The sequence below is a fragment of the Streptomyces sp. NPDC007905 genome (assembly GCF_042959345.1).
In the GTDB taxonomy this organism is placed as follows: domain Bacteria; phylum Actinomycetota; class Actinomycetes; order Streptomycetales; family Streptomycetaceae; genus Streptomyces.
The window spans coordinates 139,026-154,096 of sequence record NZ_JBIBKS010000009.1 but is presented as its reverse complement, the minus strand read 5'-3'; the positions used below and the strand labels follow the sequence as shown (position 1 = coordinate 154,096).

Here is a 15,071-nt window from a genome sequence, read left to right as displayed (position 1 = left end):
ACCGCCACCGGCCTCATCGCTCGGCGTCCAGCCGCTCCAGATCCCCGTCCTCGTCTCCGTCGAACTCGACATCGTCCTCCTCGTCGATGTCGTCGGAGACGTCCTCGTCGAACACCGCGCTCACGTCGAACCTGCACACCACCCGCTGGGAATCGACCTGTTCGAACGGCGCCTCAAGCCACTCACCGGGCTCGGCCGGCTCGTCGGCGGCGGTGACCCAGAGCGTGGAGTCGCCCTCCTCGAGACCGAACTCCTTGTGCCGGGAAGCGATCTCGTCCGGCTCGAACTCGCCGAACAGAATGCCCAGCGCCCCGGGGACCGTACCCGCTGCTTCCTCGTCCGCGCCGCCGCCGTCCCCGTACTCCGCCGCCTCGACCCGCTGGGCCTGGGCGAGCAGTCGCTGGGGTTCCGCCACGGCGTAGTCGCGGCGGATCAGCACACTGATCGCGTGAGGTTCCTCGGGGCCCGCGTACGGCGGCAGCGATTCTTCCGCACCGGGGATCTCGAAGGGCGTGACCTCGTCATAACGGTCGTAGAGCAGCTCGTCGTACACCTCGGCGGCCGCGGCCAGCTGGTTGAACGCCTCGTAGACGGCCGGGTCGTCATCCCCCGACCTGCGTTCGACCGCCGCCAGGTGGCGGTCGAGCGCGGTCTTGACCGCCTCGGCGGCGGCGCGTACCTCGGCAGCGGTGGGCTGCGCAGCATCAGACATAGTGCAGACGCTATCCGTACCAGGCACCAGCCCGCACAATAGATGCGATGCCGGAATACGAATTTGTCGACGTGTATGTACCTCGCGGGGTGTCCCGCAAGGACGCCACACGTCTGCTGACGGACCATGCCGAGTACGGACACTGGGAGTTGGACCGACTGAGCCTGCTCCGCGACGGCAGCCGCAGGGTGCGGTTGCGCCGGCGGATCATCCGCCAGGTGCGCGCCACGTGGTGAGGCAGGACGCATGAACGGAGCGGGCCCCGCCACAGCGGCGGGGCCCGCTCCGTTCTTCCGGTTTCCCCGGTTTCCCGTTCCTCCGGCCTGCCGTGCTACGCCGACGCCCGGGCCTTGCGGTACAGCACCGCGCCCGCGAGCAGCGCGCCCGCCCCCACCGGCACCGCGAGGCCCAACGGCACGTCACTGCCGGTGTGGGCGAGCTGGGCGGTACCCAGGGACGGGGCGGAGCGGCCGCCCTGCTGCTTGACCTGGGGCGAGCCGTGGGGAGCGTGGCCCCCCTTGGCGGGCGGGGTGCCCGGCGTTCCCGGGTGTCCCGGGGTTCCGGGCGTGCCCGGGTGTCCCGGAGTGCCGGGGTGGCCCGGAGTGCCGGGGTGGCCCGGCTGACCGGGGTGCCCCGGCGTCCCGGGCGGGTTCCCGGGCCCGCCACCGGGCGGCTGGCTGTGGTCCGCGCCGCCGTTGGCGCAGTCGTTGCCCGTGGTGGCGTTGCCGGCACCGACCACGTTGACGCTGTTGCCGCACACGTTGACCGGGACGTCGATCGGCGCCTGGACGGTGTTGCCGGAGCCGACACCGGGCGAGTCACCGGTGTGGCCGCCCGCGTGCGAGCCGCCGTGGCCGCTCGTGTCGCCCCCGGAACCGCCGCCCTTGTTGGCGCATGTGTTGCCCACGGACGGATTGAGGAGCCCGACGACGTTCACGGTGTTGCCGCAGACGTTGACCGGTGCGTGCACCGGCGCCTGCACCGTGTTGCCGGACAGTACGCCGGGCGAGCCGGCCGCGGCGCCGATCGCGCCCGAGTCGGCCTGGGCGTAGCCGCTCGCCGCGGCGATCACGCCGGTGGCGGCTGCCATGGTCATCAGGCCCTTGCGGGTACTCTGTCGCATTTCTGAATTCCCCCCTGCCTTCGGTTTTCTGTGCGTTCCCGCGAAAAGGAGTTCACGGGAAAAGACCGGTCGGCCTCGGAGCGCATGGCGCGCGCTCCGAGGCCGACGGCTCATAAAAGACGTCTCTCAGAGAGCCGACGTCAGTGGTTGACGCAGGTGTTGCCGAAGGCGGGGTTCAGGAGCCCGATCACGTTGATCGTGTTGCCGCACACGTTCACCGGGACGTGGACGGGGACCTGAACCACGTTGCCGGAAATGACGCCCGGCGAGTGCACGGCGGCACCCTGGGCACCCGAGTCGGCGACGGCCAGGCCCGCACCCGCGAGAACCAGACCACCGGTGGCGGCCGCAGCAGCGACGACCTTCTTGATCATTATTCCTCCTTGTTGGCAATGCGACCCCAAGGTGCGGGGCTCACATCACCTGTAACGAGGAGGGAGTAATGGAGCTACGAGCTTATGGTCGCATTCACTCTTCTCAGTCGATCTCGCACGGGTGCGCGATTGCCTGGGCCCAGGACTTCACGACGCGTCGATGAACCGGTCGAGAACCCGCACGCCGAACTTCAGCCCGTCCACCGGCACCCGCTCGTCCACGCCGTGGAACATGCCGGCGAAGTCCAGCTCGGGCGGCAGCTTCAGCGGGGCGAAGCCGAAGCCGCGGATCCCGAGGTCGTCGAAGGACTTGGCGTCGGTGCCACCGGAGAGCATGTAGGGGATCGCCTTGGCGGTCGGGTCCTCGGCCAGCAGCGCGGACTGCATGGCCTCTACGAGCGCCCCGTCGAAGCTGGTCTCGACCGCCTTGTCGGTGTGCACGTCCTCGCGGCGGACGTGGGGCCCGAGCAGCCGGTCCAGGTCGGTGAGGAACTCCTCCTCGTGGCCCGGCAGGAAGCGTCCGTCGATGTGCGCGGTGGCCTCGCCGGGGATGACGTTGACCTTGTAGCCGGCGTTCAGCTGGGTGGGGTTGGCGGTGTTGCTCAGGGTCGCGCCGATGAGCTTGGCGATGCCGCCGAGCCGGGCGAGGGTGGTCTCCATGTCCTCCGGGTCCAGCTCGGTGCCGAGCGCGTCGCCCAGTTCGTCGAGGAAGGCCCGCGTGGTCTTGGTGACCCGCACCGGGAACGTGTGCCGGCCGACGCGGGCGACGGCCTCGGACAGCTCGGTGATGGCGTTGTCCCGGTGGATCATCGACCCGTGCCCCGCGGTGCCGGCCACGGTCAGCTTCATCCAGTGCATGCCCTTCTCGGCCGTCTGGATCAGGTAGAGCCGCCGCTGCTCGTTCACCGTGAAGGAGAAGCCGCCGACCTCGCTGATCGCCTCGGTGACGCCCTCGAAGAGGTCGGGGTGGCGGTCGACCAGGTGACGGGCGCCGTAGGTGCCCCCGGCCTCCTCGTCGGCGAGGAAGGCGAGCACGATGTCCCGCGGCGGCCGGCGCCCGCTGCGCAGCCGGTCGCGCACGACCGCGAGGGTCATGGCGTCCATGTCCTTCATGTCGACGGCCCCGCGCCCCCACACGCACCCGTCGGTGACCTCGCCGGAGAAGGGGTGGTGGGTCCAGTCGCCGGCGTTGGCCGGTACGACGTCCAGGTGCCCGTGGATCAGCAGCGCGGGCCGGGACGGGTCCTCGCCCTCGATCCGGGCCACGGTGGAGGCGCGCCCCGGGTGGGACTCGAAGATCTTCGGCTCCAGCCCGACCTCCGCGAGCTTCCCGGCCACGTACTCGGCGGCCTCGCGCTCGCCCGGCCCCGAGTGGTCGCCGTAGTTGCTGGTGTCGAACCGGATCAGCTCGCGGCAGAGGTCCACGACCTCGTCCTCGCCGGTGACGCCCTTGGCCGTGTCCGTCTCGCTCACGCTGCTTCCTCCCGCTGTCTGCTGGTGGTCCTTCTCATCCTCTCTCCGGCCCGGCCCCGGGCCCAAGACCGATCCGGCCCCGTCACACGCCGTTCACGCGCGCCGGACCCCGGGGACGGGGTGTGATCAGCCACCCTGGAAAGCCTGGTAATGTTTCCTTCGTCGCCGCGGGGGAAGCCCCGCACGACCGACACCTTGTCCGGGTGGCGGAATGGCAGACGCGCTAGCTTGAGGTGCTAGTGCCCTTTATCGGGCGTGGGGGTTCAAGTCCCCCCTCGGACACCAAGCGAGGCCCCTGTTCAACAGGGGCCTTTTGCATGCGCCCGACGGACGGGGCTTCCTAGACTTGAGGGGTGACCCGGCCCAACGAAGAGGTCGAGGCACTCCTGCAGGAGTACGCGGACCTCATCACGATCACGGGAGGCGACGCCTTCAAGGCGCGCGCCTACGAGAAGGCCGCGCGTGCCATCGGCGGTCATCCCGCCGACATCTCCCGGCTCGACATCGACGGGCTGAGGGAGATCCCGAACGTGGGCAGGTCGATCGCCGAGAAGGTGATCGAGTATCTGCGCACGGGGAAGGTCACGGCGGTCGAAGAACGCCGGGCGGGGATACCCGCCGGAGTGCGGGAGCTGATCACCATCCCCACGCTCGGCCCGAAGAAGGCGCTGCGGCTCTACGAGGACCTGCACATCTCGTCGGTGAACGAGCTGGCCGCGGCCATCGAGGCGGACGCGCTGGCCGATCTGAAGGGGTTCGGCGAGAAGACGCAGGAGAACATCCTGCACGGGATCCGGCTGATGCAGCAGGCGGGTGACCGCATCCCCGTCCATCTGGCGCTGGACACCGCCGAGCAGATCGTCGCCGAACTGTCCGGCATCGCCGGCTGCAAGCGCTGCGCGTACGCCGGATCGCTGCGGCGGATGAGGGAGACCATCGGCGACATCGACGTCCTCGTCGCGGCGAACCGGTCGGCGCCCTTCATGGACGCACTCGCCTCGCTGCCGTCGACCGCGGAGGTGATCGCCCACGGAGAGAAGAAGACGTCGATCCGCACCGCCAAGGGGGTCCAGGTGGACCTGCGGGTGCTGCCGCCCGCGTCCTGGGGCGCCGGGCTGCAGTACTTCACCGGGTCCAAGGGGCACAACATCCGCACCCGCACCATCGCCGTCCACCAGGGTCTGAAGCTCTCCGAGTACGGCCTGTTCGACACGGAGAGCGGCCGGTCGCTCGCCTCCCGTACGGAGGAGGAGGTGTACGCACGGCTCGGCCTGCCGTGGATTCCGCCGGCGCTGCGGGAGGACCGCGGGGAGATCGAGGCCGCGCTGCGCGGCGAGCTGCCCGAGGTGGTGACCGAGCGGGACATCCGCGGTGACCTGCACACCCACACGGACCTCACGGACGGTCTCGCGCCGCTGGAGACGATGGTGGAGGAGGCCGCCGCACGCGGCTACGCGTACTACGCGGTCACCGACCACGCGCCCCATCTGTACATGCAGCGGATGACCGACGAGAAGATCCTCGCGCAGCGGGAGCGGCTGCGGGAGCTGGACGGCACCCGGCACCGGATGCGGCTGCTGCACGGCACGGAGCTGAACATCGGGCCCGACGGCGAGGTGGACTGGCCGGACGACTTCCTGGCCGGTTTCGATCTCTGCGTAGCCTCCCTGCACTCCCACTTCGACCAGGACCGCAAGGCGATGACCAGGCGGCTCGTGCGGGCCTGCGAGAACCCGTACATCCATGTCATCGGCCATCCGACGACCCGGCTGATCGGGAAGCGGCCGGGTGTCGACGCCGACTGGGACGAGGTGTTCGCGGCCTGTGCGCGCACCGGCACCGCGCTGGAGATCAACGCCCAGCCCGACCGCCTCGACCTGCGCGACGAGGACATCCTGCGGGCCCGGCGGCACGGGGTGAGGTTCGCGGTGAACACCGACGCCCACTCCGTCCTCCACCTCGGCCACCTGCGCTACGGCGTCGGTACCGCACAGCGCGGCTGGCTCACCAAGGACGACGTGATCAACACCTGGCCCCTGACCCGCCTGCGCCGGTTCCTGCGCAAGGGCGGGCGGGACTGAGGTTCCGGCTCACCGTGCCGGGCCCGGGCGCAGGGGCCGTACCGTGAGCGTGCCGTCGTCCCCGTGCTCGACCCGGGTGCCGAGGTCCCGGGAGCAGCGGTCGAGGGCGGTACGCAGCCACGCGGTGTCCTCGGCCGACGCGTGCTCCAGGCGCATCCTGCGCGCCTGGAGGGGCACCATCCGCAGGCCGGTCAGCCGGCCGCTGCCGGGCTCGAGCGAGACCAGGTGGAGCAGCCGCAGGTCGTCGCGGTAGCGCTCGTAGCCGCCGATGCCCTCGTAGTCGTCGACGAGGTCACCGCAGCCGTACAGGACGAGCCTGTCGCGGTACACCTCCAGCGGACGCGGGTGGTGGGAGGAGTGGCCGTGGACGACGTCCACCCCGGCTTCCACGAGCGCGTGGGCGAAGCGGACCTCGGCGCGGGAGACGGCGTATCCCCAGTTGGAGCCCCAGTGGACGGAGGCGACCACGAGGTCGCCCGGCCGCGCGACCTGGCGAAGGCGGTCGGCGAAGGCGGCGGCCGCGCCTTCGGTCGGCGCGGCGGTCAGGGCCACTCCGGCCCGCTCGCCGGTGGCGGCCCAGCTGTCCGGGATTCCGCTGGACGGCATCCCGAAGGAGAAGACCAGCACCCGTCCGCCCGCCGGCAGCGGGACGGTCGCCGGGCGGCGGGCCGCCACCATGTCCCGGCCCGCTCCCGCCGTGCGCAGCCCGGCCGCCGCCAGGCAGTCCAGCGTCTCGGCCAGGCCCGGCGGCCCGAAGTCGAGCACGTGGTTGTTGGCGAGGACGCACACGTCGGGGCGCGCCACGACGAGCGAGGGAAGATTGGCGGGATTCATCCGGTAGTGGACGGCCTTGCCGGCGGCGAAGTCGCCGTCCCGGGTGACGGCGGTCTCCAGGTTGATCACCCGTACGTCGGGCGCGGCACGGTCCAGGACGGGCAGCGCCTCGCCCCAGGGCCAGGACGGGTCGACCGGCCGCGGTATCGGGCCGTTCGCCGCCTCCGCCAGGGCGACGTAGTCGCGGGCGTCCCGTACGTAGTCCTCCCGCAGGGCGGGGTCGCCGGGGTGCGGGAGGATCTGGTCGACGCCCCGGCCGAGCATGACGTCACCGGCGAGGAACAGGGTGACGGCCCCCTCGTTCATGCTCCCCGCCTACACGTGCGCGGGGGCCATGTGGTCGGTGAACCAGTCGCGGGCCAGTTCGGTCACCCGCTCCAGCGTGCCGGGCTCCTCGAACAGGTGGGTGGCGCCGGGGACCACCTCGAGCCGGTTCTCGCAGCGCAGTCGGGCCTGTGCCTCCCGGTTGAGATCGAGCACCTGGGGGTCGGAGCCGCCCACGACGAGCAGCGTGGGGGCCGTCACCGCGGGCAGCCGCGGTCCGGCCAGGTCGGGCCGGCCCCCGCGGGAGACGACGGCGGCGGGGTGTGCCGACGGTTCGGTGGCGGCCCACAGGGCGGCGGCCGCGCCGGTGCTGGCCCCGAAGTAGCCGATGGCGAGCCCCTGGACGTCGGGTTCCTCGCGCAGCCAGCCGGTGGCGCCGGCCAGCCGTTCGGCGAGCAGCGCGATGTCGAACACGTTGGTCCGGTCGCGCTCCTCGTCCTCGGTGAGCAGGTCGAAGAGCAGAGTGCCGAGACCGGCCCGGTTCAGCCCCTCGGCCACGAACCGGTTGCGCGGACTGTGCCGGCTGCTGCCGCTGCCGTGGGCGAAGGCGACGACGCCGGTCGCGCCCGCGGGCAGGGTCAGCCGTCCCCGCAGCCGCAGCGCACCGAACGGGACCTCGACCTCGCGGTCCTCGGAGCCGGTACCGGCGAAGCGGTCGTGGCGGCCGGCCGCCTGCCGCAGACAGGCCGTGACCTCTTCGTCGCCGACCTGGGTGAAGTCGCCGTAGAACTGGCCGATCGCGAAGAAGCCGGCCGGGGTGTGCAGGCTTACCAGCTCGTCGGCTTCCTCGCCGAGCCGCCGGGTGAAGTCCCGTGGTGCGACGGGGACCGCCAGCACGACACGCGCCGCGCCCCGGGCCCGGGCGATCCGGCAGGCCGCGCGCGCGGTGGAGCCGGTCGCCACGCCGTCGTCGACGACCACGACGGTCCGCCCGGCGATGCCCACGGGAGCGTGGGCGCCCCGGTAGCGGGCGGCCCGCCGTTCCAGCACCTCGCGCTCGTGCGTCTCGACCCGGTCCAGATCCGCCCGGCCGACGCCGGTGTGGCGCAGCACCTCCTGGTTGATCACCCGCACGCCGTCCTCGCCGATCGCGCCCATGCCCAGTTCCGGCTGGTCGGGCACTCCCAGCTTGCGCACCAGGCAGATGTCCAGGGGGGCGTCGAGGGCTTCGGCGACGGCCGCGGCGACCGGTACCCCGCCGCGGGGCAGGCCCAGCACCACGACGTCCTGGCCCCTGAGGTACTCGAGGCGCTCGCCCAGCCGCCGTCCCGCTTCGCGTCGATCCGTGAGGAGCACGGTCCGGCTCCGTCATTCCTGGGTCTGCCACAGGGGCGCGGGCGTCTCCGTCTCGGTCGCCCCGATCGCCTTCATGTCACCGGCGGCCGCGCGCAGCAGCAGTCGGCCCATGGCCATCAGCGCCCGCCCGGCGGCGAGTTCGTCGCCGATCTCCGGTATCGCCGGGTCGTAGGGGCTCCGGCGGGCCTCCGCGTGGCTCTCCAGGACGTTGTCACCGGTGTCCAGGACGATCCGGGCCGTGGTCTCCGGGTCGTGTTCGGACAGGTAGAGGTTGAGCCGCCATTCCTTGACGGACGGAGGACGGCTGCTCACGGGTCGGGTCATCGTCCGTCTCTCCTCACTGCGTTGCGAGGCAACGGGACGCAGCGGCGCGTCACCCCTTCCACTGTGCACCGCACCGGCGGCCGGCGCCTCCCCGGGTGAGGGCAGAATGTCGGCCATGACCACGCGCTCCTGTCCCTGCGGCCGTCCCGAGTCCTACGACGCCTGCTGCGGCCGCTACCTCGCCCAGCCTCGAACAGGCTCGACGGGTGCCGCCGCGCCGACCGCCGAGGCGCTCATGCGGTCGCGGTACAGCGCGTTCGTGAAAGGGGACGCCGCGTATCTCCTGCGCACCTGGCATCCGCGCACCCGGCCGGAGCGGCTGGAGCTGGATCCCCGCGTGAGGTGGACGGGGCTGGAGATCCTCGGCGGCACCGAGGGGTCGGCCTTCCACAGCACGGGGACCGTGACCTTCCGCGCCTCGTACCAGGGCGGCTCGCTGCACGAGCGCAGCCGGTTCGAGCGGCTGGACGGGGCGTGGGTGTACGTGGACGGGGAGTTCCTCGACGAGTAGGCCGCTACGGCGCGAGGATCTCCAGTTCCTGGAGGGCGCCCACGGTGATCTGCCTGGTCAGCTGCTCGGCGCGGGTTCCGTCGCCGGCGCGGACCGCCTCCGCGACCTGGACGTGGAGGGTCACGGCGGCCGGGTCGGGGTCCTCGAACATCACCTCGTGGTGGGTGCGGCCGGCCAGCACCTCCGCGACGACGTCGCCGAGGCGGGCGAACATCTCGTTGCCCGACGCCATGAGGATGACCCGGTGGAAGGCGATGTCGTGGACCAGGTACTCCTCCAGCCGGTGGCCGCGTGAGTTGGCCACCATCCCGAGCGCGCACTCGGTGAGTTCGGCGCACTGCTCGGGCGTGGCGTGCCTGGCGGCGAGACCGGCCGCCACCGGCTCGATCGCCGAGCGCAGCACGGTCAGCGAGCGCAGCTGGTGCGGGCGGTCGGCGCCGGCCAGGCGCCAGCGGATGACCTGCGGGTCGTAGACGTTCCACTCGGCCTTGGGGCGCACCGTCACGCCCACCCGGCGGCGGGACTCGACCAGATGCATGGACTCCAGTACACGGACCGCCTCGCGCATCACGGAGCGTGACACCTCGAAGTCCTGTGCGAGTTCGTCCGTGCGCAGAACGCTGCCCGGCGGGTACTCGCCCGCCGTGATCGCGGGGCCGAGGGTGTCCAGTACGCGGCCGTGCAGCCCCCGTGTGCTCATGGACTCAGCGTACGGCGTGGATCACCGAGACAAAAAGTCAGACTTATACATCACAGGCTCTTGAATTCGTCGTACCTAATGGGTTTCAGTGTGGCGACGCCGATGCGGCGTCGGATGTCGAGGAAGACAGCGAGGCACCATGCGCACCCCCCAGGTCGTCGTCGTGATGGGCGTCGCCGGGACGGGCAAGACCACGATCGGTCCCCTGCTCGCCGCCCGGCTGGGCGTCCCGTACGCCGAGGGCGACGACTTCCACCCGAAGGCCAACATCGACAAGATGTCGGCCGGGATCCCGCTCCAGGACACCGACAGGTGGCCGTGGCTCGAGGCCATCGGCCACTGGGCGCACGGGCGGGCCGGGCTGGGCGGGGTGGTCAGCAGCTCGGCGCTGAAGCGGGCGTACCGCGACCGGCTCAGGGCCGTCGCTCCCGGGGTCGTGTTCGTGCACCTCACGGGCGACCGGAAGCTCATCGAGGACCGGATGTCCCACCGGCAGGGTCACTTCATGCCGACCGCGCTGCTGGACTCCCAGTTCGCCACGCTCCAGCCGCTGGAGCCGGACGAGCCCGGAGTCGCCGTGGACGTCAGCGGCAGCCCCCAGGAGATCACCGAACGCGCGGTGAAGGCACTCGACGCGCTTCCCGACACCCTCGCGTAACACCACACCCCGTCCCCCGTACCTGCAAGGGAACCCCCGTGACCAGACTCAGTGTCGAGATGCTGGCAGCGGACACGCCTGCGCCGATCACCTCGGCCGGCCATGCCCAGCTCGCAATCGCCGTCCTGGCGGGCATCGCCGTCATCGTCCTGCTCATCACCAAGTTCAAGCTCCATGCCTTCCTGGCGCTGACCATCGGGTCGCTGGCGCTCGGGGCGGTCGCCGGGGCACCGCTCGACAAGACCATCACCAGCTTCACCACCGGGCTCGGCACCACGGTGGCCGGCGTGGGCGTCCTGATCGCGCTCGGGGCGATCCTGGGCAAGCTCCTCGCCGACTCCGGCGGCGCCGACCAGATCGTCGACACGATCCTCGCCAAGGCCGGAGGCCGGGCGATGCCGTGGGCGATGGTGCTGATCGCCTCCGTCATCGGCCTGCCGCTGTTCTTCGAGGTCGGCATCGTGCTGCTGATCCCGGTCGTGCTGATGGTCGCCAAGCGCGGCAACTACTCGCTGATGCGCATCGGCATTCCGGCGCTGGCCGGTCTGTCCGTGATGCACGGCCTGATCCCGCCGCACCCCGGCCCGCTGATCGCGATCGACGCGCTCGGGGCCAACCTGGGCGTGACCCTGGCGCTCGGCATCCTCGTCGCCATACCGACGGTGATCATCGCCGGTCCGGTGTTCTCCCGGTTCGCCGCCCGCTGGGTGGACGTCCCGGCCCCCGACCGGATGCTGCCGCAGCGCCCCTCGCAGGAGCTGGAGCGCCGTCCGGGCTTCGCCGCGACGCTGGCGACCGTGCTGCTGCCGGTAGTGCTGATGCTGGTCAAGGCGCTGGTGGACATCGTCGTGGACGACACCGCGAACACCACCCAGCGGGTCTTCGACATCATCGGCTCCCCGCTGATCGCGCTGCTCGCCGCCGTGATCGTCGGCTTCTTCACGCTGGGCCGGCCCGCCGGGTTCAGCAAGGAGCGGCTGCAGCAGACCGTCGAGAAGGGCCTGATGCCCATCGCCGGCATCCTGCTGATCGTCGGCGCGGGCGGTGGCTTCAAGCAGACGCTGATCGACTGCGGGGTGGGCCAGATGATCCTGGACGTCTCCAAGGACTGGTCGATCCCCGCGCTGCTGCTCGGCTGGCTGATCGCGGTGGTGATCCGGCTGGCCACCGGCTCGGCGACGGTGGCGACGGTCTCGGCGGCCGGCCTGGTGGCGCCGCTCGCGGCCGACATGTCGACCACCCACACCGCCCTGCTGGTCCTCGCCATCGGCGCCGGCTCGCTCTTCTTCAGCTTCGTCAACGACGCCGGCTTCTGGCTGGTGAAGGAGTACTTCGGGCTGAGCGTCGGGCAGACCGTCAAGACCTGGTCGGTGATGGAGACGATCATCTCGGTCTTCGCCGGCGGTCTGGTCCTGCTGTTGTCCCTGGTCATCTAGGAGCGGTACGACGATGACGGCTCACCCTCTCTTCGACGTCAGCGGCCGTACGGCTCTGGTCACCGGCTCCAGCCGGGGCATCGGACTCGCACTGGCCCGGGGCCTGGCGGAGGCCGGCTGCACGGTGGTCCTGAACGGGCGCGACGGCGACCGGCTCACCAAGGCGGCCGCCGGACTCCCCGGTGCCGTCCACACGTCGGTGTTCGACGTGACCGACGGCCCCCGCGTGGCCGCCGGGATCGCGGACGTCGAGGAGCGGGTGGGCCCGCTCGACATCCTCGTCAACAACGCGGGCATGCAACTGCGTGCCCCGCTGCTGGAGTTCACCGACTCCGACTGGCACCGGATCCTCGACACCAACCTCACCAGCGCGTTCCTCGTCGGCCGGGAGGCCGCCCGGCGGATGACGGCACGCGGCCGCGGAAAGATCATCAACATCTGCTCGCTGCAGAGCGAGGTGGTACGGGCCGTATCGCGCCCTACGCGGCCACCAAGGGCGCGCTGAAGATGCTCACCAAGGGCATGTGCGCGGACTGGGGCCCGTACGGCGTCCAGGTCAACGGCCTGGGGCCCGGCTACATCGAGACCGAGCTGACCCAACCCCTGGTCGACGACGAGGACTTCAGCGCCTGGGTGCGCGGGCGCACCCCGGCCGGCCGCTGGGGCCGTACCGAGGACCTGGTGGGCGGCGTCCTCTTCCTCGCCTCGCCCGCGGCGGACTTCGTCGGCGGGCAGGTCCTGTACGTCGACGGCGGCATGACGAGCGTGTTGTGAAAGGGGCGGCGGGCAGCATGCTGGGTTGTGTGATCCACGGCGCGGGAGAACTGCGGGTGGAGGAGCTGCCGGCCCCCGAACCGGGGCCGGGCCAGGCCCTGGTGGCCGTCCGCTACGGCGGTGTCTGCGGGTCCGACCTGCACTACTGGCGGCACGGCGGGGTCGGCGACTTCCGGCTCAGGGAGCCGATGCTGCTCGGTCACGAGGTGGTGGGCACCGTGGTCTCCTACGGTGCCGGCGCCAGTGGTCCCGTCCCGGGTACGGCGGTCGCCGTGCACCCCGCCACCCCCTGCGGGCGGTGCCCGGAGTGCGTGGACGGCCGGGCGAACGTGTGCCGGGACACCCGCTACCTCGGCAGCGCGGCCCGCTTTCCCCACGTACAGGGCGGGTTCGCCGGGCGAGTGGTCGTGCCGGCCGGGCAGTTGAGGGCGCTGCCGGACGGGCTCGGGCTGCGGCGGGCGGCGCTCGCCGAGCCGCTCGCGGTCGCGCTGCACGCGGTGCGGCGGGCCGGGGAGGTGTCCGGCAGTCATGTGCTGGTGACCGGGGCCGGGCCGATCGGGTGCCTGGTGGTCGCGGCGGCGAAGGCGGCGGGCGCGGCGCGGGTGACGGCGACCGACCTGCTGCCCGAGGCGCTCGGCCACGCGGCCGTCGCCGGGGCCGACACGCTCGTACGGGCCGATGATCCGGACGACACCGGGTGGCCGACCGAGGTGGACGTGGCCGTCGAGGCCTCGGGGGTGGCGGCCGGCCTCGACACCTGTCTGCGGCTGGTGCGGCGCGGGGGTGTGGTCGTGCAGCTCGGAATGCTGCCGCCGGGGCAGACTCCGTTCGCCGGGAACCTGGCGGTGAGCCGGGAGATCGAGCTGCGGGGCGCGTTCCGCTTCGACACCGAGTTCGACGAGGCGCTGGAGCTGCTGGCTGCCCGGGGGGAGCTCGAGGGGCTGATCAGTGCGGTCGTTCCAGTGCGGGCGGCCGAGTCGGCGTTCGCGCTGGCCGCTGATCGGGGGCGGTCGTGCAAGGTGCTGCTGGCGTTCGAGCCCTGAGGATCAGTGAGCCTACGGAGACTTACTGAGGTCTACTGGGGACTACCGGGGCCCACTGACGACCAAGGGCGCCACAGCGGGTGTTCCCGCTTGGCCCACTCCCTGCTCACCGCCCCCGTCCGCAGACCCCGCCGCGCCTCCGGATCGCCCAGTGCCATGCCGATGTGGCCCGCCAGGACCACGCCGATCGTCAGGGCCAGCCAGTCGTGGACGAAGGTCGCCGAGGTGCGCCACATCAGCGGGGTCAGGTGGGTGAACCACATCATCAGGCCGGTGCCGAGCATGACCAGGGTGGCCCCGGCGATCCAGGCCGCGTAGACCTTCTGGCCCGCGTTGAACTTGCCCGCCGGCCGGGAGGAGTGCCGCTTGTCGCGCACGAGCGCGGCGCGCAGCCAGACGCGGTCGTGCGGGCCGAAGCGGTTGAGGAAGCGCAGGTCGGCACGGAAGGCACGGGAGGCGAGACCCAGCAGGACGGGGACGGGCAGGGCGAGTCCGGCGGACTCGTGGATACGGACGACCAGTTCGCGGCGCCCGACCAGCACGGCCAGTTGCGGGATGTAGAGGCAGGCCGCCGTCACCACGCACACGCCCATCAGCACCGCCGTGGTGCGGTGCACCCACCGTTCGGCCCGGCTGAAGCGGCGGATGCGGGCGCTCGGCGGCGCCGGGGTCTCAGCTCGTAGGCTCATCGGTCCGTCCGTTCGACCGGCCCACCCAGGCGTCGACGTCGTAGCCGAGGTCCTCCCAGTATCCGGGCCGGACGTGGTCGGTCACGGTGATGCCGGAGAGCCATTTGGCGGACTTGTAGAAGTACATGGGCGCGACGTAGAGACGGACCGGCCCGCCGTGGTCGTGTCCGATGTCCTTGTCCTGCATGCGCAGGGCGGCCAGGACGTCCGGGCGGCGGGCCTGGTCGAGGGTGAGGCTCTCGGTGTAGGTGCCGTCGAAGCAGGTGAAGCGGATGGCCCTGCCCGCAGACCTGACGCCCGCCGCGTCCAGCAGGTGAGAGAGCCGTACGCCCTCGAACGGGGTGCCGGGGACGCGCCACCCGGTGACGCACTGCACGTCCTTGACCAGCCGGGTCTGCGGCAGGGCGCGCAGGTCGGCCAGGGTGTAGGTGTGCGGGTGGTCGACCAGGCCGTCGACGGTGAGCCGGTAGTCGGCCGGGCTCTTGTGCGGGACGGACGCGGCGACCGAGTAGTAGCGGAAGCCGCCACCGTTGGGCAGCAGCCCGGTCAGGCCCGTCGGGTCCTTGCCGGAGACGCTGCCCAGGAAGCCCTCCATGCCGCGTTGCAGCGCGGGTGCGGCGGCGACGCCGAGGGCGCCCAGGCCCAGGGTGCCGAGGAAGACGCGGCGGCCGATGGGCCTGCCCTGTGCGCCGGGGTCCTCGGTCGGTTCAGGGTTCACG

General features: G+C 71.7%; 16 protein-coding genes, 1 tRNA gene and 1 pseudogene. 8 read left to right on the top strand and 10 right to left on the bottom strand.

Annotation, left to right across the window (positions count from 1 at the left end):
- Positions 1–13: 13 nt before the first annotated feature.
- Positions 14–712 (bottom strand): hypothetical protein, encoded by a 699-nt coding sequence (locus tag ACFZDC_RS17990; protein WP_391324812.1) that lies wholly within the window; start codon positions 710–712, stop codon positions 14–16.
- A gap of 47 nt (positions 713–759) precedes the next feature.
- Here ACFZDC_RS17990 and ACFZDC_RS17985 point away from each other — a divergent pair, with 47 nt between their 5' ends.
- The gene (locus ACFZDC_RS17985; protein WP_005485166.1) at positions 760–948 is read left to right on the top strand and encodes a DUF5703 family protein; all 189 of its coding nucleotides are present in this window, start codon (positions 760–762) and stop codon (positions 946–948) included.
- Positions 949–1,043: 95 nt separating this feature from the next.
- Here ACFZDC_RS17985 and ACFZDC_RS17980 read toward each other — a convergent pair whose 3' ends face one another.
- From ACFZDC_RS17980 to ACFZDC_RS17970, 3 genes are all read right to left on the bottom strand, one after another.
- Complete coding sequence (locus tag ACFZDC_RS17980; RefSeq protein ID WP_391324811.1) at positions 1,044–1,835, bottom strand: chaplin family protein; 792 nt, start codon at positions 1,833–1,835, stop codon at positions 1,044–1,046.
- A 140-nt stretch (positions 1,836–1,975) separates the two neighbouring features.
- Complete coding sequence (gene chpH, locus ACFZDC_RS17975; protein WP_391324809.1) at positions 1,976–2,209, bottom strand: chaplin ChpH; 234 nt, start codon at positions 2,207–2,209, stop codon at positions 1,976–1,978.
- 147 nt (positions 2,210–2,356) lie between these two features.
- Positions 2,357–3,682, bottom strand: a complete 1,326-nt coding sequence (locus ACFZDC_RS17970; RefSeq protein ID WP_391324807.1) for a M20/M25/M40 family metallo-hydrolase — start codon at positions 3,680–3,682, stop codon at positions 2,357–2,359.
- Between the two features lie 197 nt (positions 3,683–3,879).
- On the opposite strand from ACFZDC_RS17970, the gene ACFZDC_RS17965 reads away from it, so the two are divergent.
- Positions 3,880–3,967 (top strand) — tRNA-Leu (locus ACFZDC_RS17965).
- 68 nt (positions 3,968–4,035) lie between these two features.
- Positions 4,036–5,763: a DNA polymerase/3'-5' exonuclease PolX gene (polX, locus tag ACFZDC_RS17960; RefSeq protein WP_391324805.1), complete on the top strand. Its 1,728-nt coding sequence runs from the start codon at positions 4,036–4,038 to the stop codon at positions 5,761–5,763.
- 9 nt (positions 5,764–5,772) lie between these two features.
- On the opposite strand, the gene ACFZDC_RS17955 is transcribed toward polX, so the two are convergent.
- Genes ACFZDC_RS17955 through ACFZDC_RS17945 form a run of 3 tightly spaced genes read right to left on the bottom strand, consistent with a single transcriptional unit; the run spans position 5,773 to position 8,541 of the window.
- Complete coding sequence (locus ACFZDC_RS17955; RefSeq protein ID WP_391324803.1) at positions 5,773–6,903, bottom strand: CapA family protein; 1,131 nt, start codon at positions 6,901–6,903, stop codon at positions 5,773–5,775.
- Positions 6,904–6,912: 9 nt separating this feature from the next.
- Positions 6,913–8,217, bottom strand: coding sequence for a phosphoribosyltransferase family protein (locus ACFZDC_RS17950; RefSeq protein ID WP_391324801.1), 1,305 nt, complete (start codon positions 8,215–8,217; stop codon positions 6,913–6,915).
- Between the two features lie 12 nt (positions 8,218–8,229).
- Positions 8,230–8,541 (bottom strand): dsRBD fold-containing protein, encoded by a 312-nt coding sequence (locus ACFZDC_RS17945; RefSeq protein WP_391324799.1) that lies wholly within the window; start codon positions 8,539–8,541, stop codon positions 8,230–8,232.
- 106 nt (positions 8,542–8,647) lie between these two features.
- On the opposite strand from ACFZDC_RS17945, the gene ACFZDC_RS17940 reads away from it, so the two are divergent.
- Positions 8,648–9,052, top strand: coding sequence for a YchJ family metal-binding protein (locus ACFZDC_RS17940; protein ID WP_391324797.1), 405 nt, complete (start codon positions 8,648–8,650; stop codon positions 9,050–9,052).
- A 4-nt stretch (positions 9,053–9,056) separates the two neighbouring features.
- Here the strand turns inward: ACFZDC_RS17940 and ACFZDC_RS17935 are convergent, their stop codons facing one another.
- A complete protein-coding gene (locus tag ACFZDC_RS17935; RefSeq protein WP_391324795.1) occupies positions 9,057–9,752 on the bottom strand; it encodes an FCD domain-containing protein in 696 nt (231 codons plus the stop codon).
- Positions 9,753–9,891: 139 nt separating this feature from the next.
- Between ACFZDC_RS17935 and ACFZDC_RS17930 the strand changes: the two genes are divergently transcribed.
- The 4 genes and pseudogenes from ACFZDC_RS17930 (at position 9,892) to ACFZDC_RS17915 (ending at position 13,663) form a co-directional block, all read left to right on the top strand.
- Entirely contained in the window at positions 9,892–10,410 is a 519-nt protein-coding gene (locus tag ACFZDC_RS17930) for a gluconokinase, GntK/IdnK-type (RefSeq protein WP_391324794.1), read from the top strand.
- Between the two features lie 38 nt (positions 10,411–10,448).
- On the top strand, positions 10,449–11,846 hold the full coding sequence (locus tag ACFZDC_RS17925) for a gluconate:H+ symporter (RefSeq protein ID WP_391324792.1): 1,398 nt from the start codon (positions 10,449–10,451) through the stop codon (positions 11,844–11,846).
- 13 nt (positions 11,847–11,859) lie between these two features.
- A pseudogene (locus ACFZDC_RS17920) lies at positions 11,860–12,620 on the top strand (SDR family oxidoreductase).
- A gap of 17 nt (positions 12,621–12,637) precedes the next feature.
- A complete protein-coding gene (locus ACFZDC_RS17915) occupies positions 12,638–13,663 on the top strand; it encodes an alcohol dehydrogenase catalytic domain-containing protein (RefSeq protein ID WP_391324790.1) in 1,026 nt (341 codons plus the stop codon).
- A gap of 32 nt (positions 13,664–13,695) precedes the next feature.
- Here ACFZDC_RS17915 and ACFZDC_RS17910 read toward each other — a convergent pair whose 3' ends face one another.
- Both ACFZDC_RS17910 and ACFZDC_RS17905 read right to left on the bottom strand, forming a co-directional pair.
- Complete coding sequence (locus ACFZDC_RS17910) at positions 13,696–14,352, bottom strand: cytochrome b/b6 domain-containing protein (protein ID WP_391324788.1); 657 nt, start codon at positions 14,350–14,352, stop codon at positions 13,696–13,698.
- Positions 14,336–15,070 carry a molybdopterin-dependent oxidoreductase gene (locus tag ACFZDC_RS17905; RefSeq protein ID WP_391324786.1) on the bottom strand — a complete coding sequence of 245 codons (735 nt, stop codon included), beginning with the start codon at positions 15,068–15,070 and terminating at the stop codon, positions 14,336–14,338. Before ACFZDC_RS17905 ends, ACFZDC_RS17910 begins: the two co-directional genes overlap by 17 nt.
- Between the last annotated feature and the right edge of the window lies 1 nt (position 15,071).